General features: G+C 71.8%; 21 protein-coding genes. 13 read left to right on the forward strand and 8 right to left on the reverse strand.

Features of this window, described 5'->3' with window-relative positions; genetic code table 11:
- The first annotated feature begins 158 nt into the window (after positions 1–158).
- The 3 genes from VFH10_RS09645 to purB are packed head-to-tail and all read left to right on the forward strand — an operon-like array spanning position 159 to position 4101.
- The gene (locus VFH10_RS09645) at positions 159–1433 is read left to right on the forward strand and encodes an adenylosuccinate synthase (protein ID WP_325127924.1); all 1275 of its coding nucleotides are present in this window, start codon (positions 159–161) and stop codon (positions 1431–1433) included.
- Complete coding sequence (gene purD / locus VFH10_RS09650) at positions 1430–2686, forward strand: phosphoribosylamine--glycine ligase (RefSeq protein WP_325127925.1); 1257 nt, start codon at positions 1430–1432, stop codon at positions 2684–2686. Before VFH10_RS09645 ends, purD begins: the two co-directional genes overlap by 4 nt.
- Positions 2683–4101 (forward strand): adenylosuccinate lyase, encoded by a 1419-nt coding sequence (purB, locus tag VFH10_RS09655; RefSeq protein ID WP_325127928.1) that lies wholly within the window; start codon positions 2683–2685, stop codon positions 4099–4101. Before purD ends, purB begins: the two co-directional genes overlap by 4 nt.
- A 74-nt stretch (positions 4102–4175) precedes the next feature.
- Here purB and VFH10_RS09660 read toward each other — a convergent pair whose 3' ends face one another.
- Positions 4176–5657, reverse strand: coding sequence for a M28 family peptidase (locus tag VFH10_RS09660; RefSeq protein WP_325127930.1), 1482 nt, complete (start codon positions 5655–5657; stop codon positions 4176–4178).
- A 163-nt stretch (positions 5658–5820) separates the two neighbouring features.
- On the opposite strand from VFH10_RS09660, the gene VFH10_RS09665 reads away from it, so the two are divergent.
- Positions 5821–6102, forward strand: a complete 282-nt coding sequence (locus tag VFH10_RS09665) for an acylphosphatase (RefSeq protein ID WP_325127932.1) — start codon at positions 5821–5823, stop codon at positions 6100–6102.
- On the opposite strand, the gene VFH10_RS09670 is transcribed toward VFH10_RS09665, so the two are convergent.
- Entirely contained in the window at positions 6089–7543 is a 1455-nt protein-coding gene (locus VFH10_RS09670) for an MFS transporter (RefSeq protein ID WP_325127934.1), read from the reverse strand. The two genes, VFH10_RS09665 and VFH10_RS09670, sit on opposite strands and share 14 nt — an antisense overlap.
- Before the next feature lie 70 nt (positions 7544–7613).
- Positions 7614–8258 (reverse strand): hypothetical protein, encoded by a 645-nt coding sequence (locus VFH10_RS09675; RefSeq protein ID WP_325127936.1) that lies wholly within the window; start codon positions 8256–8258, stop codon positions 7614–7616.
- Positions 8259–8356: 98 nt separating this feature from the next.
- Here VFH10_RS09675 and VFH10_RS09680 point away from each other — a divergent pair, with 98 nt between their 5' ends.
- The 5 genes from VFH10_RS09680 (at position 8357) to VFH10_RS09700 (ending at position 12440) form a co-directional block, all read left to right on the forward strand.
- On the forward strand, positions 8357–9307 hold the full coding sequence (locus VFH10_RS09680; RefSeq protein ID WP_325127937.1) for a phosphoribosylaminoimidazolesuccinocarboxamide synthase: 951 nt from the start codon (positions 8357–8359) through the stop codon (positions 9305–9307).
- A 101-nt stretch (positions 9308–9408) separates the two neighbouring features.
- Positions 9409–10965: a long-chain fatty acid--CoA ligase gene (locus tag VFH10_RS09685; RefSeq protein ID WP_325127938.1), complete on the forward strand. Its 1557-nt coding sequence runs from the start codon at positions 9409–9411 to the stop codon at positions 10963–10965.
- 177 nt (positions 10966–11142) lie between these two features.
- Complete coding sequence (gene purS / locus VFH10_RS09690; protein WP_325127939.1) at positions 11143–11406, forward strand: phosphoribosylformylglycinamidine synthase subunit PurS; 264 nt, start codon at positions 11143–11145, stop codon at positions 11404–11406.
- A complete protein-coding gene (purQ, locus tag VFH10_RS09695) occupies positions 11403–12071 on the forward strand; it encodes a phosphoribosylformylglycinamidine synthase subunit PurQ (protein ID WP_325127940.1) in 669 nt (222 codons plus the stop codon). Before purS ends, purQ begins: the two co-directional genes overlap by 4 nt.
- Positions 12072–12089: 18 nt before the next feature.
- Positions 12090–12440 (forward strand): MmcQ/YjbR family DNA-binding protein, encoded by a 351-nt coding sequence (locus VFH10_RS09700; RefSeq protein WP_325127942.1) that lies wholly within the window; start codon positions 12090–12092, stop codon positions 12438–12440.
- On the opposite strand, the gene VFH10_RS09705 is transcribed toward VFH10_RS09700, so the two are convergent.
- Together VFH10_RS09705 and VFH10_RS09710 are read right to left on the reverse strand one after the other, a co-directional pair.
- Positions 12437–13612 carry a heparan-alpha-glucosaminide N-acetyltransferase domain-containing protein gene (locus VFH10_RS09705; protein WP_325127944.1) on the reverse strand — a complete coding sequence of 392 codons (1176 nt, stop codon included), beginning with the start codon at positions 13610–13612 and terminating at the stop codon, positions 12437–12439. The two genes, VFH10_RS09700 and VFH10_RS09705, sit on opposite strands and share 4 nt — an antisense overlap.
- Before the next feature lie 34 nt (positions 13613–13646).
- Positions 13647–14696 (reverse strand): PQQ-dependent sugar dehydrogenase, encoded by a 1050-nt coding sequence (locus VFH10_RS09710; protein WP_325127946.1) that lies wholly within the window; start codon positions 14694–14696, stop codon positions 13647–13649.
- Between the two features lie 299 nt (positions 14697–14995).
- Between VFH10_RS09710 and purL the strand changes: the two genes are divergently transcribed.
- Entirely contained in the window at positions 14996–17290 is a 2295-nt protein-coding gene (purL, locus tag VFH10_RS09715) for a phosphoribosylformylglycinamidine synthase subunit PurL (protein ID WP_325127947.1), read from the forward strand.
- 68 nt (positions 17291–17358) lie between these two features.
- Here purL and VFH10_RS09720 read toward each other — a convergent pair whose 3' ends face one another.
- Both VFH10_RS09720 and VFH10_RS09725 read right to left on the reverse strand, forming a co-directional pair.
- Complete coding sequence (locus VFH10_RS09720) at positions 17359–18738, reverse strand: glycoside hydrolase domain-containing protein (protein WP_325127948.1); 1380 nt, start codon at positions 18736–18738, stop codon at positions 17359–17361.
- Positions 18739–18850: 112 nt separating this feature from the next.
- The gene (locus tag VFH10_RS09725; RefSeq protein ID WP_325127949.1) at positions 18851–20179 is read right to left on the reverse strand and encodes a glycoside hydrolase domain-containing protein; all 1329 of its coding nucleotides are present in this window, start codon (positions 20177–20179) and stop codon (positions 18851–18853) included.
- 76 nt (positions 20180–20255) lie between these two features.
- Between VFH10_RS09725 and VFH10_RS09730 the strand changes: the two genes are divergently transcribed.
- Entirely contained in the window at positions 20256–20615 is a 360-nt protein-coding gene (locus VFH10_RS09730) for a sterol carrier family protein (RefSeq protein ID WP_325127950.1), read from the forward strand.
- A gap of 172 nt (positions 20616–20787) precedes the next feature.
- Complete coding sequence (locus VFH10_RS09735) at positions 20788–22785, forward strand: glycosyltransferase family 2 protein (protein WP_325127952.1); 1998 nt, start codon at positions 20788–20790, stop codon at positions 22783–22785.
- Positions 22786–22809: 24 nt separating this feature from the next.
- On the opposite strand, the gene VFH10_RS09740 is transcribed toward VFH10_RS09735, so the two are convergent.
- Entirely contained in the window at positions 22810–24324 is a 1515-nt protein-coding gene (locus tag VFH10_RS09740; RefSeq protein WP_325127953.1) for a glycoside hydrolase domain-containing protein, read from the reverse strand.
- A gap of 121 nt (positions 24325–24445) precedes the next feature.
- On the opposite strand from VFH10_RS09740, the gene VFH10_RS09745 reads away from it, so the two are divergent.
- Positions 24446–25795: a dipeptidase gene (locus VFH10_RS09745; protein ID WP_325127956.1), complete on the forward strand. Its 1350-nt coding sequence runs from the start codon at positions 24446–24448 to the stop codon at positions 25793–25795.
- Positions 25796–25810 lie beyond the last annotated feature (15 nt).

Below are 25810 nucleotides of genomic sequence, written 5' to 3' on the forward strand. Positions count from 1 at the left end.
GACCGCCGCCCGCCCGGCGTCCCGCGCTCCGAGGCCGCGGCTCGGGCGCCCGGGAGCGGCGGGGGCCCGCTTTGTTAGCCTTGGTTCGCAAGAGCCCCGGTGCTGTTTGCACCCGGGCCTTTTTGTTGGCAGCTGTTGTCGGCGGCAGAGAGGTGCCCATGCCCGCGATCGTGGTGCTCGGAGCGCAGTGGGGCGACGAAGGAAAGGGCAAGGCGACCGACCAGCTCGGGTCCTCGATCGATTATTGCGTGCGAACGTCCGGCGGAAACAATGCAGGGCACACCATCGTCGTCAACGGCGAGAAGTTCGACACCCACCTGCTGCCGTCCGCCGTCCTGATCCCCGACGTCGTCCCGGTGATCGCCAACGGCGTCGTGGTCGACCCGGCCGCGCTGTTCGACGAGATCGACGGCTTCCGGGCCCGCGGCGTCGAGGTCGCGAACCTGGTCGTCTCCGCCAACGCCCACCTGATCACCAGCTACCACACCACCCTCGACAAGGTCACCGAGCGCTTCCTCGGCAAGAACCTCATCGGCACCACCGGCCGGGGGATCGGCCCGACGTACGCCGACAAGATCAGCCGCACCGGCATCCGGGTCGCTGACCTCTTCGACGAGAGCATCCTGCGGCAGAAGGTCGAGGGCGCCCTCGACCTCAAGAACCAGGTGCTCGCCAAGGTCTACAACCGGCGCGCGATCGAGCCCGAGCAGGTGGTCGAGGAGCTGCTGTCGTACGCCGACCGGCTGCGCCCGATGGTCGCGGACACGAGCCTGTTGCTCAACCTGGCGCTCGACGAGGACAAGACGGTGCTGTTCGAGGGCGCCCAGGCGACCATGCTCGACGTCGACCACGGCACCTATCCGTTCGTGACGTCGTCCAACCCGGTCAGCGGTGGGGTGTGCACCGGCGCCGGGGTCGGGCCGACCCGGATCAACCGGGTGATCGGCGTGATCAAGGCCTATACCACCCGCGTCGGGTCCGGGCCGTTCCCGACCGAGCTGCACGACGACGACGGCGACAAGCTGCGCTCGGTGGGTGGCGAGTTCGGCGTGACGACCGGCCGGCCGCGGCGCTGCGGATGGTACGACGCCGTGATCGCCCGCTACGCCGCCCGGGTCAACGGGCTCACGGAGTTCTGTCTCACCAAGCTCGACGTGCTCGGCGCCTGGGAGCGGATCCCGGTGTGCGTCGGCTACCAGGTGGACGGCGAGCGCATCGACGAGATGCCGATGACCCAGTCGGACTTCCACCACGCCGAACCGGTCTACGAGTTCTTCGACGGCTGGAACTCCGACATCTCGGACTGCCGCTCCTTCGAGGACCTCCCCAAGAACGCCCAGATCTACGTACGGGCGCTCGAGGAGATGTCCGGGGCCCCGTTCTGGGCGGTCGGCGTTGGCCCGAGCCGCGAGCAGACGGTCGTTCTCCGATGAAGGTCCTGGTGGTCGGGTCCGGGGGCCGCGAGCACGCCCTGGCACTTGCGCTGTTCCGCGACCCCGAGGTCAGCCAGGTGTACGCCGCGCCGGGCAACCCGGGGATGGCCGCGGTTGCCGAGCTGCACCCGGTGGACGCCGTCGACGGGGCGGCCGTGGCGGCGCTGGCGACGGAGCTGGACGTCGACCTCGTCGTGGTCGGCCCGGAGGCCCCGCTCGTCGCGGGCGTCGCCGACGCGGTCCGCGCAGCCGGGATCTCCTGCTTCGGCCCGTCCGCCGAGGCGGCCGTCCTCGAGGGCTCGAAGGCGTTCGCCAAGGACGTGATGGCCGCGGCCGACGTACCCACCGCGCTCGCCCACGTCTGCGGCACGCCCGACGAGGCGGCCGCCGCGCTCGACGCGTTCGGTGCGCCGTACGTCGTGAAGGACGACGGCCTCGCGGCCGGCAAGGGTGTGGTCGTGACCGACGACCGCGACGTGGCGGCCGGCCACGCTGCCGCCTGCGGACGGGTGGTCATCGAGGAGTACCTCGACGGTCCCGAGGTCTCCGTGTTCGCGATCACCGACGGTGAGACCGTGCTACCGATGCTGCCCGCCCAGGACTTCAAGCGGGTCCACGACGGCGGCGAGGGCCCCAACACCGGCGGCATGGGCGCCTACACGCCGTTGCCGTGGGCGCCCGAGGGTCTCGTCGACGAGGTCACCGAGCGGGTGCTCCGACCGACGGTCCGGGAGATGGCCCGCCGCGGCACCCCGTTCACCGGGCTGCTGTACGCCGGGCTGGCGCTCACCGGGCGCGGGGTCCGGGTGGTGGAGTTCAACGCCCGCTTCGGCGACCCCGAGACCCAGCCGCTGCTCGCCCTGCTCGAGTCCCCGCTCGGCGTGGTGCTCAAGGCGGCGGCCGACGGCCGGCTGCACGAGGTGGGGCCGCTGAAGTGGCGCGACGGAGCCGCGGTCGCGGTCGTCGTCGCGGCGCACAACTATCCCGGCACCCCGCGCACCGGTGACCCGATCACCGGGGTCGACGCGGCCGAGGCGCTCGACGGGGTCGACGTGATCCACGCCGGCACCGCGGTGCGCGACGGCGCCCTGGTCACGTCCGGCGGCCGGGTGCTCGCCGTGACCGCGGTGGGTGCCGACGTCGCGGAGGCGCGGCAGCGGGCGTACGCCGGCGTCGCCTGTGTCGACATCGACGGCTGCCACCACCGCACCGACATCGCGGCCCTCCCGGTCGAGGCCGAGGAGACCCGGTGACCGTCCCCAACGTCCTCGCCACCCGGTACGCCGGCGCCGACCTGGCCGCGATCTGGTCGCCCGAGCACAAGATCGTGCTCGAACGGCAGCTGTGGGTCGCGGTGCTCAAGGCCCAGCGCGACCTCGGCATCGACGTACCCGCCGGTGTCGTCGAGGCCTACGAGGCGGTCGTGGACAAGGTCGACCTCGACTCGATCGCGGCGCGCGAGCGCGTCACCCGGCACGACGTGAAGGCGCGGATCGAGGAGTTCTGCGCGCTCGCCGGCCACGAGCACATCCACAAGGGGATGACCTCCCGCGACCTCACCGAGAACGTCGAGCAGCTGCAGGTGCGCTCCTCGCTGCTGCTGGTCCGCGACCGCGTCGTGGCCGCCCTGGCCCGGCTGGGGCGGCTCGCGGCCGAGCACCGGAGCCTGGTGATGGCCGGCCGCTCCCACAACGTGGCGGCGCAGGCCACCACCCTGGGCAAGCGGTTCGCCAGCATCGCCGACGAGATGCTGGTCGCGCTCGACCGGCTCGAGGACCTGCTGGCGCGGTACCCGCTGCGCGGCATCAAGGGCCCGGTCGGCACCGCCCAGGACATGCTCGACCTGCTCGACGGCGACGCCGACAAGCTCGGCGAGCTCGAGCGACGGGTCGCCGCCCACCTCGGCTTCGAGCGGGTGCTGACCAGCGTCGGGCAGGTCTACCCGCGCTCGCTGGACTTCGACGTGCTGTCCGCGCTGGTGCAGGTCGTCGCCGGACCGTCCAACCTCGCCACCACGATTCGGCTGATGGCCGGCGTCGAGCTGGTCACCGAGGGCTTCAAGGAGGGCCAGGTCGGCTCCTCGGCGATGCCGCACAAGATGAACACCCGATCGTGCGAGCGCGTGAACGGTCTCGCCGTAGTCCTGCGCGGCTACCTCTCCATGGTCGGGGAGCTCGCCGGCGACCAGTGGAACGAGGGGGACGTCTCCTGCTCCGTCGTACGCCGGGTGGCGCTGCCCGACGCGTTCTTCGCGACCGACGGGCTGTTCCAGACGTTCCTGACCGTGCTCGACGAGTTCGGCGCCTTCCCGGCCGTGGTGCAGCGCGAGCTCGACCGGTACCTCCCGTTCCTGGCCACCACCAAGGTGCTGATGGCCGCGGTCCGCAACGGGGTGGGCCGTGAGACCGCGCACGAGGCGATCAAGGAGGCGGCCGTCGGCGTCGCCCTGGCGATGCGGCAGGGGCAGACCGACAACGACGTCTTCGCCCGGCTCGCCGCCGACGAGCGGCTCGGGCTCACCGAGCAGCAGCTCGAGACCCTCGTGGCGGACCCGATCACCTTCACCGGCGCGGCCGTCGCGCAGGTGGACACCGTCGTCCGCCGGGTCGAGCAGGTCGCGGCGTCGTACCCCGACGCCGCGACCTACACCCCCGGTTCGATCCTGTGAACCGCCACCGATATCGGTAGCCGTCGCGTGACCCAGGGGTCACGGTCGGGCTACCGACATCGGTGGGTTGGGGGTCAGCGGACGATGCCGGGATCCTGCGCGAGCGTGATGGCCGTGTGCGCCACCGCGTCGCTCATGATGTCCAGCGACTCCCGGCTGACGTTGTCGATGTCGTCGGCGGGCGTGTGGTAGTTCGGGTCGTAGTGGATGCCCGCGGTGCCGCCGTACATCCCCACCTGCGCGGGCGTCTTGGTCCCGTCACCACCGGAGAACAGGCCGCCGGCCGCGACCCCGTTGTTGATGAACGCCTGGTAGTCCGACCGGCCGCTGAACGCGGTGTCGTTCCACGGCTGGTCGACGGAGTCGAAGTATTCGGTGAAGACGGACTCGGTCTCGATCGAGCCCGGCGGGATGACGACGCCGTCGGGGTTCGGGTTCCCGGCGTTGTTGGAGTTGTTGGCGTCGTACACGCCGATCTGGAAGTTCGGCGAGCCGAGCATGTCGAAGTTGAGGTACGTCGCGATGTCCTGCAGCGCACCTGGCTTTTCCTTGAGCTGGTTGACGTAGAACGTCGAACCGACCAGGCCGGTCTCCTCGGCGCCCCACCAGGCGAAGCGGACCTTGCCGTCCAGCTTGTACTTGGGGTTCGCGATCTCCTCCGCGACGGTGAGGACCGTCGACGTGCCGGACGCGTTGTCGTTGATCCCGGGACCGCCGACGACGCTGTCGAGGTGGCTGCCCAGCATGATCACGTCGTCCGCGTCGCCGCGCTTGGTCTCGGCGATCACGTTGAAGGTCTGGCGCTGCTCCACGAGGGTGCGGAGGTCGACGGTCAGGTTCACGGCGCCCGCCGCCATTTCGGCGATGAGGGCCTGGCCGTCGGCCTGGGTGATGCCGGTGGTCGGTGCGACGCCCTGCGGGTTGTCACCGAGCGTGCCGTTGAGCTCGCCGTCGGCGTTGTTGTAGATGATCACCGCGGCGGCGCCGGCGGTGTTGGCGGCCTGGCTCTTCTGGGCGAAGGGGCAGGTGCCGCGGCTGACCAACGCGATCTGCCCGGCCACCGCCGTGCCGTCCCAGTCGGTCGCCTCGCAGCCCAACGGGTCCGCGGGGTCCGCCGGGGTGACCAGGTTCGCCGTCACGCCGCCCGGCGGCGTGCTCGGGCTCGCGGTCATCACGTGGTTGTCGATGGTGCGCTGGTTGGCGCCGTTGACCCGCACGTTCTCCGCGAGGATCTCGGTGTAGGTGAACGGGAAGTACTGCCGCTTGGTCTTGTACCCCGCCTTCTTCAGGCGCTTCTCGACGTACCGGCCGCTGGCTTCGTAGCCCGGCGTGCCCGACGCCCGGGTTCCGCCGTTCTCGTCGGCGATCTCCTGGAACTCGTCGAGATGCTTCATGATCTTGCTGACGCTGACTTCCTTGCGCAGCTTCTTGCTGGCGTCGCTGTTCCCACCGGGGTCGGCGGCCGCGGTGACGGCCCCGAACGTGAGTCCGGTGGTGGCGAGTGACGCGACCGCCGCGGTGATGGTGGCCGCGCGCAAGCGTGAGTTCTTCTTCACCCAGAGGCTCCTTGTGCAGGGGGAGGACGCTGTTCGTCCGACCCGAGATGGGTCAGACACAACCAAACCGGACGGCTCTGGTAAAGACCCCTCACCAATTCGTGACCAGGTGGACCCTCCGAGCGGGCTCCAGATGACACGCGCGGCGTGGCACCCTGGGCGGATGGCCGAGCAGCAGGTGAGCGCCGTCGACGTGGTGGTCCGCGGCCAGGTGCAGGGGGTCGGGTTCCGCTTCCACTGCCTGCACGAGGCCCAGCGCCTCGGCGTCAACGGGTGGGTGCGAAACGAGCCCGACGGCACGGTCGCCGGGCACTTCGAGGGGACGCCGGACGCGGTGCACGCCCTGGTCGACTGGTGTCGCTCCGGACCGGCCTACGCCGACGTGACCTCCGTCGAGGACCGACCGGCGGCACCGACGGGGGCCCGGACGTTCAGCGCGGGCTGACCCGGGACGCGTGCCGGAGGTCGCGCACGGCCACCACGAGCGCGAGCACGATCAGGACCAGCGCCGTGCCGAGCGCGACCCGCAGGGCCGTCGCCGTGGAGCCGGATGCGGTCACCGTCACCTGGTAGACCGACATCACCAGCGCCGTGCCGAGCGCCGAGCCGATCCGCTGGCCGGTCTGGAGGGCCCCGCCGGCGGCGCCGCCCATCCGCGGCGGCACCTCCTCGAGCGTGAGCGTGAAGTTGGGGGAGACCACGCCGCCGCCGCCGAGCCCGGCCAGCAGCAGCGGCACCACCAGCAGCGGCCACAGCCCGTCGCCGTCGTGGCCGGGCACGAGCAGCATCACGCTCACCAACCCGACGATCACCACCAGCAGCGCCAGCACCGTCACCCGCCGGCCGACCCGGGACACGAAGTGCCCGGCCACCGGCGCGGTCACCGCCGACCCGATCGCGAACGGCGTAAGCATCAGCCCGGTGGCCAGCGGGGACAGGTCGAGCCGCTCCTGGAGGTGGACCGACAGCACCAGGAAGACACCGGTGAAGCCGGTGAAGTACAGGCTGCCGAGCAGGATCCCGGACGCGTAACCGGGCGCGGCCCGGAGCAGGCTGACGTCGAGCAGCGGTGCCCGGCCGGTGGCGACGAGGCGGCGCTCCCACCGGGCGAACACCCAGAACAGCACGGGTGCGCCGACGAGCACGAGCAGGACCGGGGAGACGCCGGCCATCACCGCGACCAGCGGGTACAGCACGCACAGCACGCCGGCACCCAGCAGCGCGGCCCCGACCAGGTCGATCCGGTCGGCGGCGCCGCCGGGGGACCCGTCCCGCCCCGGAACCAGCCTCGCCACGAACACCAGTGCCACCAGGCCGATCGGCACGTTGACCAGGAAGATCGCCCGCCAGCCGTTCTCCTCGCCGAACGCCGCGATGATCAGGCCGCCGAGGACCGGGCCGAGCGCGGCGGAGACCGAGACCGTCAGCCCGAACAGGCCGAAGGCGCGCCCCCGCTCGGGTCCGCGGAACAGCTGCTGGATGAGACCCGAGTTCTGCGGGGTGAGCAGTCCGGCGGCCGCACCCTGCGCGAGCCGGGCGACCACCACCCACAGCTCGTCGGGGGCGAGGCCGACCGCGGCGCTGGAGACCAGGAACCCCGACAGCCCGATCACCATCATCCGGCGCCGCCCGAGCGCGTCGCCGAGCCGGCCGCCCGCGACCAGGGTCAGCCCGAACGTGAGCGCGTAGCCGGAGATGATCCACTGCACCCCGGCCGCGGACGCGCCCAGTCCGGAGCGGATCGAGGGCAGCGCGACATTCACGATCGTGACGTCCAGCAGCGCCATGAAGCCGATCACGAGGGTGACCGCGAGGATCCGCCAGCGCCGAGGGTCGGGCTCGAAGTCGGCGTCCGCGGCGGCCGCGTCGTACCCGGTCTCCGTCACGCCCTCCAGGGTGCCCCCGGCCGTCAAGCCGGAAACGGTCCCGCCGACGCCCGGCTGTTGGCACGGCGGGTCAGACCAGGCACTCCCCGTCGTGCAGCGCGAGCCGGTCCGCGACGTGCTTGATGTCGGCGCGCCAGACCTCCTTGGGCGGCGGCGGGAGCATCTCGTTCCACTCCACGGCCATCGAGCCCAGGATGTGCGGCAGCCGTTCGTAGCGGGCCAGGAACCACACGTGCATGTGGCTGCCGCCGTCGCCCCACCGGCACACGTGCACGCGCCCGATGTGCGGCAGCCGGGACATGATCCGGTGCAGCCAGATGCTGATCCGGCCGTACTCCGCGGCCAGCTCGTCGTCGAGGTCGCCGAGGTCGAGGTGCTCGCGCGGGTGCAGGAACAGGATCAGCGGCAGGCCGCCCGGCTGATCCATCGACGAGACCGCCCAGCGCTCGTTGCACCAGACCGCGTTCTGCGGCAGCCAGTCGGGATCCGTCTGGCTGGTGGTCGCCGACACCCCGCAGTCGCAGGTCCGGTCGCCCTCGCCCCACCGCGGCCCCTCCTGCGCGAGCGGCGGCTCGACCACCTTCGGCTGCCACGTGTCGCCGACCTGCTCCCAGGGGAAGATGTCCCACTCGGCGACCGGCGGCATCGGCAGCCGCCCGCCCTCCCCGACCTGTTCGACGACACGTGCGTAGACCTCTTCTGGTGACAACGGCATGCGTCCACCCCATCACGGCCGGTGACAACGATTCGTCTGCGGGTCGCCCGCGTGGATCACCCCATAGACCACAGACGAATCGTTGTTAGGGTCCCCGCGTGACCACCTCCGACCTCGGCATCCCGCCCGCCCCGCGGATCGAGGGCGCCGAGCACCTGCACTCCGGCAAGGTGCGCGACCTGTACCGGCTCACCGAGGGCCCGCACGCCGGCCGGCTGCTGATGGTGGCCAGTGACCGGATCTCGGCCTTCGACTTCGTCCTCGACACCACCATCCCAGACAAAGGGGCGATCCTGACCCGGATGTCGCTGTGGTGGTTCGAGCGGCTCGCGGACGTGGTGCCACACCACATCGTGTCCAACGACGTGCCCGCGTCGGTCGCGGGCCGGGCGGTGGTGTGCGAGGGCCTCGACATGTACGCCGTCGAGTGCGTCGCCCGCGGCTACCTCACCGGCTCGGGACTGCTGGACTACCGCGCGACGGGCGAGGTGTGCGGCATCCCGCTGCCCGCCGGGCTGGAGGACGGCGGGCGGCTCCCGGAGCCGATCTTCACGCCCGCCGCGAAGGCCGCCGTGGGCGACCACGACGAGAACGTGTCGTACGACGCCGTGGTCGGCGTGGTGGGACCGGATGTCGCGGCCCGGCTGCGCGACGTGACGCTGGCGGTGTACGCGCGGGCGGAGGGCATCGCGCGGGAGCGCGGCATCATCCTCGCGGACACCAAGCTCGAGTTCGGCTCCCGGCCCGCATCCGGGGAGCCCGGGGAGCCCGGGGAGCCCGGGGAGCCCGGTGGGGTCGCGACGATCGTGCTGGCGGACGAGGTGCTCACCCCGGACTCCTCCCGGTTCTGGCCGGCCGACGAGTGGGTGCCGGGCCGCCAGCAGCCGTCGTACGACAAGCAGATCGTGCGCAACTGGCTGCTGTCCGCCGAGAGCGGGTGGGACAGGTCGTCCGGCGAGAAGCCGCCGCCGTTGCCCGACGCCGTCGTGGAGCGGACGCGGGCGCGGTACGTCGAGGCGTTCGAGCGGCTGACCGGCCAGACGTTCTGAGAGCCACCGATATCGGTATGCCGGGAGTGGTCCCCACGTCACGCTCCGACTACCGATATCGGTTGGGTGACGAGCGCCGCACCGCTGAGTAGGTTGAGGCCATGTCGAACCTCGCAGCCCTCCTCGAAGGATCCGCCGAGCGCTACCCGGAGCGGGAGGCGATCGTCTTCGCGGACACCCGGCTCAGCTACGCGCAGGTCAACGGCGCCGCCAACCAGGTCGCGAACCTCCTCGTCGAGCGCGGCATCGAGCCCGGCGACAAGGTCGCGCTGAGCTGTCCGAACCTGCCGTACTTCACGATCGTGTACTTCGGCATCCTCAAGGCCGGCGCCACCGTCGTACCGCTGAACGTCCTGCTCAAGGGCCGCGAGGTCGCCTACCACCTCGCCGACTCCGACGCGAAGGCGTACTTCTGCTTCCAGGGCACGCCGGAGCTGCCCATCGGCGCGGAGGGCAAGGCAGGGTTCGACAAGACCGAGGCCTGCGAGCACTTCTTCGTGATCACCGCCGACCCCGCGGCCGAGTCGCCGATCGAGGGTGCCGAGACGATGGGCCGGGCGATGGCCGGACGGCCGCCGACGTTCGACACCGTTGCGACCGACGACGACGACACCGCGGTGATCCTCTACACATCGGGTACGACGGGGCAGCCCAAGGGCGCGGAGCTGCGGCACCGCAACATGCGCGACAACGCGCTATGCGGCAAGGAGCTCTTCGACGCGGACGCCGGTCGGCCCGACACCTACCTGTGCGTGCTGCCGCTGTTCCACTCCTTCGGACAGACCGTGATCCAGAACGGCGCGTTCGCCTTCGGCGGCACCGTCGTGATGCTGCCCCGGTTCGAGGCCGCCCCGGCTCTGGCCGCGCTGCAGAAGGAGAACGTCACGTTCTTCGCCGGCGTACCCACGATGTACTGGGGCCTTCTGGGCGCGCTCGACGACACCGTCGACGTCGAGGGCATCGCCCGCAACCTGCGCATCGCGGTCGCCGGCGGGTCGGCCCTGCCGGTCGAGGTGCACAAGGACTTCGAGAAGAAGTTCGGGGTCACGATCCTCGAGGGCTACGGGCTGTCGGAGACCTCGCCGGTCGCGAGCTTCTCTGAGCACGGCGCACCGGCTCGGCCGGGCTCGATCGGCATCCCGATCCCGGGCGTGGAGATGAAGCTCCTCAAGCCGGAGAGCTGGGACGAGGTCGACTGGACGCCCGACGCGATCGGCGAGATCGCGATCAAGGGGCACAACATCATGAAGGGCTACTACGCCCGGCCGGAGGCGACCGAGGAGGCGATCCGCGACGGGTGGTTCCGGTCCGGCGACCTCGCCAGGCGCGACGAGGACGGCTGGTACTACATCGTCGACCGTTCGAAGGACATGATCCTGCGCGGCGGCTACAACGTGTACCCGCGCGAGATCGAGGAGGTGCTGATGACCCACGAGGACGTGTCGCTCGCCGCGGTCGTCGGCGTGCCCCACGAGAGCCACGGCGAGGAGATCAAGGCCTACGTGATCCTCAACGACGGCGCGTCCGCGACCAGCGACGACCTGGTGGCGTGGGGCAAGGAGCACATGGCCGCGTACAAGTACCCGCGCATCGTCCAGGTGGTCGACTCGCTGCCGATGACCGCCACCGGGAAGATCCTGAAGCGCGAACTCGCCTGACCCTGCGGGGCCGATTACCACGGTCCCGTGGTGAACGGCCGCTTCCCGTGGGGAGTTCACCCCGGGGAGCGGGGGATTACCACGGGACCGTGGTAATCCACCCCTCCCTCCCGAGCACCGACGGCCCCGCGTCCTAGACTCGCTACCGAACCTCGTCGCCCTCCCAAGGAGACCCCCGTGGCCCGTGTCGTCGTCGACGTCATGCTCAAGCCCGAGATCCTCGACCCGCAGGGCAAGGCCGTGCACGGCGCACTGCCCCGGCTCGGGTTCGAGGGGGTGACCGGCGTCCGGCAGGGCAAGCGGTTCGAGCTCGAGCTGGACGGCGAGCTGACCTCGGCCCGGCTCGCCGAGGTCCACGAGATCGCGGAGAAGCTGCTGTCCAACCCCGTGATCGAGGACTTCGAGGTCCACGTCGAGGAGCACGAGGGGTCCCCCGCGTGAGGATCGGTGTCGTCACGTTCCCCGGCTCGCTCGACGACGTCGACGCACGCCGCGCCGTCACGATCGCCGGCCACGAGGCGGTGGCGCTGTGGCACGGCGACCACGACCTCAAGGGTGTCGACGCCGTCGTGCTGCCCGGCGGCTTCTCCTACGGCGACTACCTGCGTTGCGGTGCGATCTCCCGGTTCTCCCCGCTGATGACCGACGTCGTCGAGGGCGCGAAGAGCGGGCTGCCCGTGCTCGGCATCTGCAACGGCTTCCAGATCCTCTGCGAGTCCCACCTGCTGCCCGGCGCGCTGATCCGCAACGACCACCAGAAGTTCGTCTGCCGCGACCAGCGACTCCGCGTCGAGAACGCACACACCGCCTGGACCTCGTCGTACGACGAGGGGCAGGAGATCACCGTCGTGCTCAAGAACGGCGAGGGCTCCTACGTCGCCGACGCCGCCACCCTCGACCGGCTGGAGGGGGAGGGCCGGGTCGTCGCGCGCTACCTCGACGTCAACCCCAACGGCTCGCTGCGCGACATCGCCGGCATCACCAACGAGCGCGGCAACGTCGTCGGCCTGATGCCGCACCCGGAGCACGCGGTCGAGGACCTCACCGGGCCCGGCACCGACGGGCTCGGCTTCTTCACGTCGCTGCTGGCCGCGGCGGCCGTCTGACCCATCGGGGAGCCGCACGTGCCCGTCACCGTCGAGGACGTCCGCCGGCTCGCGCTCACGCTTCCCCGCACCACCGAGCACCTGATCCGCGACCGGGTGAAATTCCGGGTCAAGCAGATCGTCTACGTGTCGTTCTCCCGCGACGAGACCCTGATGGGCTTCGCCTTCCCGCGCGAGCAGCGCGCCGCGCTCGTCGAGAGCGAGCCCGACAAGTTCCAGCTGCCGTCGGCCGGCGACATGCGCTACCAGTGGGTGGTCGCCCGGATGGAAGCTCTCGACCTCGACGAAATGACCGAGCTCGTCACCGACGCCTGGACGATGGTGGTGCCCAAGTACGTCGCCAGGGAGTACTTCGACGGACTCCCCTAGCGCCGAGCCGGTTCCGCACCCGCCACCGCGAGCCGGGCGGCGCGGGACATGTCCGCGGTCACCCGTTCCAACGGGCCGCTCCGGTCCGCGAGCCGGAACAGGGCGCCGATCACCAGCACCACCACCACGTGCAGGGTGAACGTCGGCACGTCGTCGTCCGGCCAGAACGTCGGCGTGCGCAGCACCACGTGCAGGGAGTACAACGTCAGCGTCATCGCGCCGGCGCCGAACACGACCGCCCAGACCGCTGGCACGAACCGCGTCACCAGCAGGCACAGCCCGATCAGGGCGAGCGCGGTGCCGGTCGTGTGAGCGAGGTCGAAGGGCGTGGCGGTGTGCGGTGCGCTGGTCGCCAGCCACCACCAGCTGCCGGTCGGGGTGGTGCCGAAGAGACCGTGCTCCAAGGTGTTCTCGAGACCGCCCTCCGGGCGGGAGCCGGTCAGGGTCCGGGCCAGCGTCGACCGCACGCCGGGCTGGTCGACGAGGTACGCCGACGCGGCCTTCGCCAGTACCGCCGTCACTACCCCGACCACCAGCACCCAGGCCGCGGTCGTGGGCCGACGGAGGTCCAGGCGGCCGATGGCCATGCCGGCCAGGAGGTAGGTCAGCCACGACCACGCCGGGTAGTAGCCGGAGAACGTCAGCTCGCTGACGAGCTCCACGGGGAACACGAGGTGGTCGAACGTGGGGCTGGCCAGCGTCGGTCGTGGCAGGTCCGGGCGCAGCAGGTGCGACACCACCGGCGCGAGCGCGCACCAGCCCACGGCCAGCGCGGCCAGGGCGCGCGCACCCAGCAGGGTGAACGGGATGCCCAGCGCGAACAGCACCCCGTAGTAGGTCAGGATGATCGCGATCGTGGTGTCGAGCGCCCCCAGGATCAGGCCGATGAACGCGATCACCAGAGCCCGCACCGCGAGGCCGGCGGCGGCTGCCCACCACGCCCGCCCGCGCAGCGGCGTACGTCGTCCCGACATCAGGCTGAGGCTCACGCCCGCGAGGACCGCGAACAGGGCGGCCGACCGGCCACCGGCGATCGACTGCACCACCGTCGTACCGCCGTCCGGCGTGGACGTCACCAGCGCGTGCGTCGAGATCATCCCGATCAGCGCGATGCAGCGCGCGACGTCGAGCCCGACCACCCGTCCGGGACGGACCAGTGCCGCGGCTACCAAGGGTCGCCCGCTGCGCGCCGAGGCACTGCCGTCCTCAGCCGCGCTCGATGCGGATCACCCGGTCACCCGTGCCGTTGCTCGTGGTGATCCACAGCGTCCGGTCCGGCGCCGGCTCCACGGTGCGGATCCGGCCGAAGTCGTTCTGGAAGAAGCGGCGGATCCGGCCGCGGCCGCCGCCGCGCAGGTCGACGCGGTAGAGCGACTGACCGGCCAGCGCTCCCACCCAGGCGTACCCACCGGCGACCGCGAGTCCGGACGGGGAGCAGGTGGACGTGGGGGACCAGGTGACCAGCGGGTCGTGGAAGCTGCCACCCCCGCCGTCGCCGCCCTCGACGACCGGCCAGCCGTAGTTGTGGCCCTTGACGATCCGGTTCAGCTCGTCGCGGGTGTTCTGGCCGAACTCGGTCGCCCAGAGCCGGCCGCGCTTGTCGAACGACAGCCCCTGGACGTTGCGGTGCCCGAAGGACCAGACCGGGCTGCCGCGGAACGGGTTGCCGGCCGGCACCTCGCCGTCCGGGGTGACCCGCAGGATCTTGCCGCCCAGCGAGTCGACGTCCTGGGCGTTGCTGGTGTCGCCGGCGTCGCCGGTCGAGACGAACAGGTGGCCGGCGGGGCCGAAGCGCAGCCGTCCGCCGTTGTGGTTGCCGGCCTTGGGGAACCCGGCCAGCACCGTCTCCTGGCTGCCGAGCCGGCCGTCGACGTACCGCATCCGGACCACCCGGTTGTCGTCGGCCGCGGTGATGTAGGCGTACAGCCAGCGGGTCTCCGCGAAGTTGGGGTGGCAGGCCAGCCCCAGCAGGCCGCCCTCGCCGAAGGACACGACCCCCTCGACCTCGCCGACGACCTTGCTGCCGCCGCGGCGCGAGACCTTGTGCACCAGCGCGGAGTCCCGCTCGGCCACCAGGGCGTTTCCGGTGGGCAGGAACGCCAGCCCCCAGGGGATCGACAGGCCGCGCGCCAGCGTCCGCCGCTTGGTGGGCGGCGCGGCCGACGAGGCGGGCGGGCCGAGGGCGGTGCCGGCGAGCAGCCCACCGGTGCCCGCGGCCCCGGCCTTGAACAGCGTGCGTCGGTCCAGCAGCGTCATGATGGCTCCTCCCAGTGCGGCCGACATGGCGTCGGGGTAGGGCACGTTGGTAGACCCCGTGGCCTGCTGCGCGCCGTCCGGCACGCACGCTGGCGGCGTTGCCGTCACTCGACGGGCCGCCGGCCCGCCCTCGCTCCGTCGCCTTGCCATCGCACGCACCGGACGTCGCTCGCGACGGCCGAGGGTTTACCAACGCACCCTAGGCCACCGTCACACTCCGGGCGACCACATTCAAGAGGCGACCGGCTGTGTAGATTGAGGCCGCCACCCCTCCGTTCCGGCTGGAGACCTGACACCCGGTGACCGACCAGCGCACGCACCTCGACACCGTCGAGGTCGCCACCAGCAACCCCGACCGCGAGCAGCCGTGGGCCGACCTCGGTCTCAAGCCCGACGAGTACGCCGAGATCCGGGAGATCCTCGGCCGCCGGCCCACCTCCTCCGAGCTCGCGATGTACTCGGTGATGTGGAGCGAGCACTGCTCCTACAAGTCCTCCAAGGTCCACCTCCGCCAGTTCGGCGAGAAGATGACCGACGAGATGCGCGCCCACCTGATGGTCGGGATCGGCGAGAACGCCGGCGTCGTCGACATCGGTGACGGGTACGCCGTCACGTTCAAGGTCGAGTCGCACAACCACCCGTCGTACGTCGAGCCCTACCAAGGCGCCGCCACCGGCGTCGGCGGCATCGTCCGCGACATCCTCGCGATGGGGGCGCGACCGGTGGCCGTCATGGACCCGCTCCGCTTCGGGCCGCTCGACGCGCCCGACACGCACCGCGTGCTGCCCGGGATCGTCGCGGGCGTCGGGGGCTACGGCAACTGCCTCGGTCTCCCCAACATCGGCGGCGAGGCGGTCTTCGACCCGACGTACGCCGGCAACCCGCTGGTCAACGCGCTCTGCGTCGGAGTGATGCGGCACGAGCAGCTGCACCTGGCAAAGGCTTCGGGCGCGGGCAACCAGGTCATCCTGTACGGCGCACGCACCGGCGGCGACGGCATCGGCGGCGTCTCGGTGCTCGCCAGCGAGACGTTCGAGGACACCGGCCCCACCAAGCGGCCGGCGGTCCAGGTCGGCGACCCGTTCATGGAGAAGCTGTTGATCGAGTGCACCCTGGAGATCTTCGCCGAGGACCTCGTCGTCGGGATCCAGGACCTCGGCGGTGCGGGACTGTCGTGCGCGACCTCCGAGCTGGCCAGCGCCGGCGACGGTGGCATGCACGTGTGGCTCGACCGGGTCCCGCTGCGCGACTCCTCGCTCGCCCCCGAGGAGATCCTGATGAGCGAGTCGCAGGAACGGATGATGGCCGTCGTCGAGCCCGGCAACGTCGATCGGTTCCTGGAGATCTGCGCCAAGTGGGACGTCGACGCCACCGTCGTCGGCGAGGTCAACGACTCGGGTCGGCTCACCATCGAGTGGCACGGCGAGACCGTCGTCGACGTGCCGCCGCGCTCCGTCGCGCACGACGGTCCGACGTACCAGCGCCCCTACGCCCGGCCGGACACGCAGGACGCGTTGCAGGCCGACGCCGCAGAGACGCTCGACCGGCCCAAGACTGGCGAGGAGCTGCGCGAGACGCTGCTCCGGCTGGTGGCGAGCCCGAACCTCTGCGACAAGTCGTGGATCACCGACCAGTACGACCGCTACGTCCAGGGCAACACCGTGCTGGCGCAGCCGGAGGACTCCGGCATGGTGCGCGTCGACGAGGAGTCCGACCTCGGGGTCGCGGTGTCCACCGACTGCAACGGCCGGTTCGCGCGGCTCGACCCGTACACGGGAGCGCAGCTCGCGCTCGCCGAGTCCTACCGCAACGTCGCGACCACCGGCGCACGGCCGCTCGCGGTCAGTGACTGCCTCAACTTCGGGTCCCCCGAGGATCCCGGGGTGATGTGGCAGTTCGCCGAGGCCACCCGTGGCCTGGCCGACGGCTGCCGCACGCTCGGTGTACCGGTCACCGGCGGCAACGTCAGTCTCTACAACCAGACGGGTGAGACCGCGATCCTGCCGACGCCGGTCGTGGCGGTGCTCGGCGTGATCGACGACGTCACCCGGCGTACGCCGTCCGGCTTCGTCGCCGAGGGTCAGCAGATCTACCTGCTCGGCACGACGCGCGAGGAGCTCTCGGGCTCGGAGTGGGCGCACGTCGTGCACGGCCACCTCGGCGGGATGCCGCCGCAGGTCGACCTGGCCGCGGAGAAGGAGCTCGCCGACATCCTCGTCAACGCGTCCCGCGACGGGCTGGTCGACGCCGCGCACGACGTGTCCGACGGCGGTCTGGCGCAGGCCCTCGTCGAGGCGTGCCTGCTCGGTGCCGGTCGCCGCGGCGTCGGTGCGCGGGTGTGGCTGCCCGACGAGCTCGAGCCGTTCGTCGCGCTGTTCGGGGAGTCCGCCGGCCGCGCGATCGTCGCGGTGCCGCGCTCGGAGGAGGTGCGCTTCACCGACATGTGCAGCGCTCGCGGCTTCCCGCACCTGCGCATCGGCGTGACCGACGGCTTGGGCGACGACGCGGTGCTCGACGTGCAAGGCCAGTTCAGCGTCCCGCTCGCCGAGCTCCGGGCCGCCTGGACCGGCACCCTGCCCGCCGCCTTCGCCTGACAACGATTCGTCTGTGGTCTATGGGGTGATTCCCGTGGGCGGATCGCAGACGAATCGTTGTCGGTTGGCTACTTCTTGCCGGCGCGGAGCATCGTCCAGAGGTCGTCGGTGACCACGCCGGTGCGGGCCATGCCGTGGTCGGCCTGGTAGGCACGGACCGCGGCGGTGGTGCTGGCCTCGAAGACGCCGCTGACCTGCAGGCCGGCCTTGTCCGCCGCGTTGAGGGCGCGCTGCAGCCGCCGTACGGCGTGGCTGGCGGCGCCGTACTTCATCAGCGGGTGGTGGCCGCGGGCCAGGATCGACGTCCACACCGCCTTCGACATCGAGCCGCCCGCGGGCAGCCCGACCTTGGTGCGGTACGCCGCGGCGGCCGCGGCGGTCGCGCGGTCGTAGCTGCCGGTGATCGGGCCGGAGTACTGCTTCTTCTGACGCAGCAGGCACTGCGCGGCCTTGACCAGGTCACCCTGGCTGCCGACCCGCAGCTTCGGGTACGCCGGGTGGTCGATGTCGACGCCGCCGCAGAACACCTTGGCCGTGCGCGCCGTCGACCCGTCGCCGAGGTCGACGTAGTTGCTGTCGATGTTGATCGTGACGCCGCCGTGGGTCTCGTTGTGGCCCCCGCGGTACTGGTGCACGCGCTTGTGCGGGGTCCAGCTGGTGTCGCGGAGGTACGGCGTACGGCCGGGCTCGTTGATCCGGCCGGGCACACCGCTCCACCGGGCGACCCAGAGCTGGTCGGGCATCTTGTAGGTGCCCGGACGCAGCGTCGCCGCGTCGTCGAGCATCTTCACTCCGGTGCCGGCGCTCGAGTAGAAGCCGGAGAGGTAGCCGAGCTTGTGCAGCTTCTTGGTCCAGGCCGACAGGAAGCTGAGCGCGGACTCGCGGCAGTCGGTCATGTCGGAGCGGAAGTCGCCCTCGAGGTCGTACCACATGGTGCTGCCCGGGGCGATGCCCAGCGCGGTGGCGCGGCTGACCGTCTTCTGCGCCTCGGCCCGGCCCTGCGCCCGTGCCTTCCGGTAGCGGCTCGTCGGATCGGGGTTGATCCGCACCTGCTGCTTGTAGCGGTCCCGGGAGGTGCACCAGGCCTGCGGCCCGAGCGTGATCGGCAGCAGCCGCCAGCCGTTGGCGAGCTGCGTGCTCACCCAGGTGGGGGTGAGGTTCGGCTGCACCGGGCAGGCCCGGGAGTCGCCGGAGATGTAGATGCCGACCGCCCAGAACGGAGAGTTGTACAGCCAGGCGTCCATCGCCTTCTGGCTCGGCGCCAGGCACTGGTCGAAGCCGTAGCCGGTGAAGTTGCCCGGCGTCGCGACGTTGCTGGCCTGGGCCGGGGCGGCGACCGCGACCAGGCCGGAGCCGATCGTGACCAGGCCGACCAGGACGCCGACCAGGCTGCGCACCCGTGTGGAGACGGTGGACCGGGGGCGCGGGCGGAGACTGACGAGCGGCATGAGGACTCCCAGAGGTCAATGAGCAGGAGTCACTCTAGTCACAAAATCCTCAACCGTATCCAGGGTTCAACGAGAAATCCGCGAATGACACGCGTGTAATTCGCGCGTTCCTTCAGCGGCGACCCTGCTGGAGCTGGTCCCACACGACGACGGTGACCACGCCGGTGCGCGGCAGGTCGCGTCCCTTCTGGTAACGCTTCACCATCCGCTGCGTGCGCCGGTCGAACACCCCGGTGACGTCGATCCGGGCGCCTTCCGCGGCGTTGAGGGAGCGCTGCAGCCGGCGTACCGAGCTCGCCCGCGAGCCGTACTTCAGCAGCGGGTCCGAACCCCTGGCGAGCAGCGCGGTCCAGGTCTTCCGGTTGGCCTTGCCGGTGATGCTCAGCGTGTCGGTACGACGCTGCAGCCGCTTGACCGCCTTGACGGTGCCCTGGTGGTACCTGCCGTGCAAGCGGCCGTTGTAGAAGTCGCCCTTGCGCAGGAAGCACTGCAGCGCCTTCACCTTGTCGCCGCGGTCGCCCCGGCGCAGACCCGGGTAGCGCGGGAAGTCGACGTCGGTGTGGCACATCCTGGTCCGGCCCTTGGGCTCGGATCCCTTGCCGAAGTCCATGTAGTTGCTGTCGATGCTGATCGGCACTCCGCCGTACGTCTCCGTGTGCGTGCCGCAGAACTGCCGCATCCGGTTGCGCTGCCAGCCCTCGTCCGAGATGAACTCCGTGCTGGTGGTGCCCCACCTGAGCCTGCACGAGTCGCGGCTGACGTAGTGGGCGATCCAGATCTGGTCCGGCAGCACCCAGTGGTCGGTGGTGTCCACGCGGGCGTCGTCGAGCATCTTGATGCCGGACGCGGCGCTGGAGTAGTAGCCGCTCCTGTAGCCGGCGGCGTGCAGCCGGTCCGTCCAGGCGGACACCAGCGCGAGGGCCGAGTCGCGGCACTCGGTCTGGCTGATGCTGAACGCCTCGAGGTCGTACCAGAGCGTGCTGCCGGCGCCGATGCCGTAGGCCCGCGCGGCCGCGACCGCCTCGTCGGCCTCGACGGTGCCCTGGGCGCGCGCGGCGGCGTAGTCGCCGGCAGGGTTCGGGTCGATCCGCTCCCAGTCTCGTCTCGGGTCGCTGCAGGAGGCCTGCAGGCCGACATGGATCGGGATCAGCCGCCAGCCGCGGCTGTTCTGGGTGGCTACCCACTCCGGCGAGAGCTCGACCTGCACGTCGCAGAAGCGGTTGCGGCCCGACGTGTAGATGCCGACGCCCCAGTACGGCGAGCTCTGCCACCACGCGTCCATCGCGGCCTGGGACGGCGCCTGGCAGGCGTCGAACGCGTAGCCGGTCATCGCGCCCGGCATCCGACGCGTGGCGGCGTCGGCGGGACGCAGCAGCGCCATCCCGGCCAGCGCAACGGCCAGCGCCAGGACGATGGTCAGCGAGCGACGTACAGACGGCACAGCGGGTCCCCCCGAGATCGATGGTGAGCGGTCACCTTATCGGTCGCTGCGCAGCATCGTCGTGCACACTTCGGGCATGCCCGTCCGTCTGCGTCCCGCCGATCCGGCGGAGGTGGGTCCCGCGCTGGACCGGTTCCGCGCCGGCGGCCGCGACGCCGCGGACCTGCGGCTGCTGACCAAGCACCTGCTGGCCCTGCTGATCGCGCGGGCACCCGGTGCCGCGGTCGAGGTCCGGGTGCCGCCGTACGCCGCTGTGCAGTGCGTCGGCGGCACCCGGCACACGCGGGGCACCCCGCCCGCCGTCGTGGAGACCGACCCGGCGACCTGGATCGCCCTGGCCGTCGGCGACGAGGACTGGGCCCAGGCGGTGGACCAGGGCCGGGTCGTCGCGTCGGGGGAGCGAAGCGACCTGTCCGGCCTGCTGCCTGTCGCCTGACGGTCAGACGGTCGGTCCGTCCGGACCGCCCGAGCGTAGTGCCTTCGGGTCAGTCGTCCCGACGATCGGGTCGTTCTGTCCGGATTGCCGGGATCCCACGTCACGCCGGACTGTCGAACTCGTCCTCCCCATGCCGGACCGCCCCGGTCCGCATCGCACCCGAGGACACGTCATGACGCTGCTGGCACCCGAGCCGACCAGTCGCTCCGAGCACCCACGACGGCCGCTGCGCCGACCCGTTGGGCCGGGCGCGCCGGACATCCGGCCGCTGCCGCTTGCCGCCTGGGCCGACGGGCTGGCCGGTCCCATGTCCGAGACGCGGCGGTCCCGGAACCTGGCCCGTTTCGGCGGTCTGGTCGCCGTGCTGTCCCTCCTCGGCTACATCGCCTGGCGGCTGCTGGCCACGGTGCCTCCGACGGGACCCTGGCGGTGGGCGGCCTGGCTGCTGATCGCGTTCGAGGCGGTCCCGATCGTCGGAGCCGTCGTCAAGCTCGTCGGCACCTGGACGACCGACGCGCCGTCAGTGCCCCCGCTGCCCGCGGGCGCCGGAGCCCCGGGCGGCATGCGCGTGGCGGTGCTGATCCCGACGTACGACGAGCCGGCCGAGATCGTCGGGCCGACCATCGCCGCGGCCTGCCGGCTCGAGCCCGCTCACGAGACCTGGGTTCTCGACGACGGGGACCGGCCGTGGCTCGAGGAGCTCTGCCGCGACCTCGGTGCCCGCTACCTGACGCGCCCGGAGCACGAGCACGCAAAGGCGGGCAACCTCAACCACGCCCTCGACCTGATGCAGAGGGAGGAGGCGGCCGGTGCCCTGCCCATCGACCTGATCGCCGTGCTGGACTGCGACCACGTGCCACTGCCCGCGTTCCTCACCGCGACGCTGGGCTACTTCGAGGACGACGACATCGCCCTGGTCCAGGCGCCGCAGACCTTCTTCAACGGCGGGGCCTTCGACGACGACGGCTACACCGGCGAGCAGGGCCTGTTCTTCAACGTGCAGCTCGCGGCCCGTGCGCACGGCGGCGCCGGCACGTTCTGGTGCGGCTCCACGTCGGTGCTGCGGGTCGCTGCGCTGCGCCAGGTCGGCGGAGTCGCGCAGGAGACCGTCACCGAGGACATGCACACCACGCTGAAGCTGCAGCGACTCGGCTGGCGCACGGCGTACCACCACCAGAACCTGGCCCTCGGCCTCGCACCGGCGACGCCCGAGCAGTACCTCGTCCAGCGCCGCCGCTGGGGCATGGGCGCCATGCAGGTGCTCGTGCACGAGAAGCTGTGGCGCCGGCACCGTTGGATGTCGCTGCGCACCCAGTTCGAGTACCTCACCGGCGCGCTGTGGTGGCTGGAGGGGCTGGTGACCCTGCTGGCCCTCGCCATCCCGGCGACGCTGCTGCTCACCGGTGTCCCGACGTCCACGGCCTCGGCGCAGGCCTTCGTGACGGTGTTCGTCGGCGCGTTCGCACTGCGGATGTGGGGCTACAAGCTGCTGCTGCGTCGGCAGATCCGCTGGCGGACGGCGTTCGCCCTGCGCGTGCTGCGCGTGCCGGTGGGTCTGGCCGCCCTGTGGTGGCTCATCACCCAGCAGGCGTTGCAGTTCAAGGTGACCCCGAAGGGGGCCGCCGCCAAGCGTCGGCGTGGTCGCGTGCCCGTTGTCGTGCTCGTGCTGACGGCCGCGGCCGTCGGGTTGTCGGGGTACGCCGTCGCGGGGATCGCGGGCTGGGTGCCGTGGCGCACGGACGCGTCCTCGACGGTCGCCTCCGGCATCTGGCTGCTGGTCGCCGTGGGTGTCCTCGCGCACGCCATGGTGCGGATCCGCGCCGAGCAGTACTCCACGTCCCGTCGGGTCGCGCACCGCTTCGAGGTCCCTCTGGACGTGTGCCTCGATGGCCGGCCGGCCCGCCTGGTCGACGTGTCGGTGCGCGGCGCGGCGGTGCGGATGCCCGCCGGGAAACGGCCTCCCGAGGGCGACGTCCACCTGGAGCTCCCCGGCGCTCCGGCGGTCCGGCTCAGGGTCAGGGCGGTCGCCGGCGACCTGGTCAAGCTCAGCTCGGTCGAGGGGGACTGGGTCGCGCTGCGAGACCTCTCGTTGTGGCTCTTCCACACCCCGCACGGTGCGGTCCCGGCGCTCCCCGCCGGGGTGCCGGTGGTGGCCGTCCAGGCGTCCTGACCCCGCCTCGGCGGCGTCTCAACGCTAGGGGCGCTTCGGTCCGTGTCGCTTCGGCGGGACCACCGGGCGGCCGTGCTGGAGCGCCAGCCAGGTGCGGTGCGCCGCGACGCCGGTGACCCGCAGCCGGGCCCGGCGCTGGTAGCGCTGCACCGCCGCGGAGGTGGCCGGGCCGAAGTGTCCGTGCACGCTGACCGCACCCGGCAGCGCGGCCGTCAGACTTCGTTGGAGGCGGCGCACCGCGGGTCCCTCCGAGCCGCGTTTGAGGACCGGCCGGGATCCGCCGGCGAGCAACGCGGTCCAGGTGCGCTCGTCGAGGCGACCGGTCCTCCGCAGTCCGGCGGACCTCTGGAGCTGCCGGACCGCGGCGCGGGTGCGCCCGTCGAAGTGGCCGTCCGGGCGACCGTGGAGGTGCCCGGCGCTTCGCAGCAGACACTCGGCGGTGCTCACGACCTCGCCCCGGTTGCCGCGACGGAGCGTCCGGTAGTGCCGGCGGTCGGCGTCCCGCCCGCAGGCGGCGGGGGTCCGACGCAGGGTGGGTGACGACCCGAGCTCGACGTAGTTGCGGTCGATCGCCAGCCGCACGCCGCCGTACGACGCCCGCACGTCCAGCGCGTACTGGTGCACGCGGCCGTTCGTCTTCCAGCGCGGCGCGCGCAGCCAGTCACGCCCCAGCCAGGTGTCGCGCCGGCCGTTGGCCCACGCGAACCAGATCGCGTCGGGGTGCGGGTAGGACCGCCGGCCGCGCACCTTGCCCACCGCCTTGATGCCGGCACTCACGCTCGAGTAGACCCCGGAGCGGTAGCCGCTTCGGTGCAGGGTGCGGGTCCACGCGCCCAGGAACCGCAGCACCGTGCTCCGGCACCGGCCGCGGCCGGGCGGGAACCACTCGAGGTCGTACCAGAGCGTGCTGCCCGGCGTGATCCCCAGGGAGAGCGCGGCCGCCCGGGCTCCGCGGGCGGCCCGCACGCCCTGGCGGTGGGCGAGCGCCGGGCGCGTCGAGATCCGTCTCCCGTAGCCCGTGCAGCTCGCCTGCGGGCCGACCCAGATCGGCAGCGTCCGCCAGCCGCGCCGGGTCTGCCGTGCGACCCACCGGCGGGTGAGGTGCTTCTGCTGGCAGGCGCGCAGCGGGCCGCCTATGTAGATGCCGACCCCCCGAAAGGGGGAGGCGACCCGCCAGCGGTCCATCGCCCGCGACGACGGTGCCCGACACGCGTCGAACGCGTAGCCGCTCCACGAATGGAGAGCTCGTGCCTGGGCCGGCTGCACCGCGCCCCGCTCGGCGCCGCGGCCAGGTGCGCGGTCCCGGTCCCGTTCCCGCTGGTCCAGTCCGGAGGGCTTCTCGCGGAGCGGTGCCGACGCCTCCGCCGGTCCCGGGCGATCCACGGGCCGGGCGTCCGCGGCCTGTACGGACAGGACGACGGCGAGCGCGACGACTGCCGCCAGCACGGGGCGGGGAAGGCTGCGGATCAGGCTGCGAAGGGGCGGGCGGACGGGGTCCGAAGCGCGGTTGCGGGCGCGACGGTGCCGGGGGTGGGGCATGCAGGGGCTCTTCTCGGTGAATCGTCAGGGAGGGCCTCCCGAGCAAGGCCCCGGTACTGTAGGTCGAAGGTTCGCGGCCCGCTGCATTTCGGACATTTCTGTCCCTCGTAGGGTGTCCGCCATGACCTCGACCCAGCAGATCCGCGCCGCCGTGCGCGACGTGATGCCTTCCGTCCGTGCCGACCTCGAGGCGCTCGTGCGCATCCCGTCGGTCAGCGCCGACCCGGCGCGCGCGGACGACGTACGACGGTCCGCCGAGGCCACCGCGGACTTGTTCCGGGCCGAGGGCTTCGACGACGTGCAGATCCTCACCGCCGCGGGTGGTGCGCCGGCCGTGGTCGCGCGCAGGCCCGCCCCGGAGGGCGCCCCGACCGTCTTGCTGTACGCCCACCACGACGTGCAGCCCACCGGCAGCCTCGATGACTGGGACAGCGACCCGTTCGAGCCGACCGAACGCGGCGCTCGCCTCTACGGCCGCGGTGCCGCCGACGACAAGGCAGGCATCGCCGCCCACCTGGCCGCCATCCGCGCGTTCGGCGACGAACTGCCGGTCGGCGTGACGCTGCTGATCGAGGGCGAGGAGGAGGTCGGGTCGCCGACGCTGGAGGCGTTCCTGGGTGAGCACCGGGACCTGCTGGCCGCCGACGTGATCGTGATCGCCGACTCCGGCAACTGGGACATCGGCGAACCGGCGCTCACCACCAGCCTGCGCGGTCTGGTCGACTGCCACGTCGAGGTGCGCACCCTCGAGCACGCCGTGCACTCCGGCATGTGGGGCGGTGCCGTCCCGGACGCCATGACGGCGACGATCCGCCTGCTCGCGACCCTGCACGACGCTAACGGCGACGTCGCCGTCGAGGGCCTGGTCAGCGGCCCGGCCGCCGACGTCGACTACCCCCTCGACCGGGTCCGCGCCGAGTCGGGCCTCGCCGAGGGTGTCGAGCTGATCGGCACCGGCTCGGTCGTCGAGCGGCTCTGGACGAAGCCCGCCCTCGCCGTCATCGGTATGGACATCACCCGCACGGCCGACGCGAGCAACACGCTGATCCCGTCGGTGAAAACGAAGATCTCCGTCCGGCTGGCCCCCGGCGACGACTGCAAGCGCGCGATGCGGCACCTCGAGGATCACCTGCGCAAGCACGTTCCGTTCGGCGCGCAGCTGACCTTCACCCCCGGCGAGCTCGGCGAACCGACGCAGATCGACGCCACCGGTCCGGCGTACGACGCCGCCCGGGCCGCGTTCAAGGAGGCCTGGGACGGCGTCGACCCCGTCGACATGGGCGTCGGCGGCTCCATCCCGTTCATCGCCGCCTTCCGCGACGCCTACCCCGACGCCTCCGTCCTGGTCACCGGCGTCGAGGACCCCGACACCCGCGCCCACGGCGCCAACGAAGGCCTCCACCTCGCCGAGTTCGAGAAGGTCTGCCTCGCCGAAGCGCTCCTCCTCCACAACCTCGCAAGCGGCAGCTAGGCGAGGCTGCAGCCC

Origin of the sequence: Nocardioides sp. (genome assembly GCF_035697785.1) — a bacterium.
GTDB lineage: Bacteria > Actinomycetota > Actinomycetes > Propionibacteriales > Nocardioidaceae > Nocardioides_B.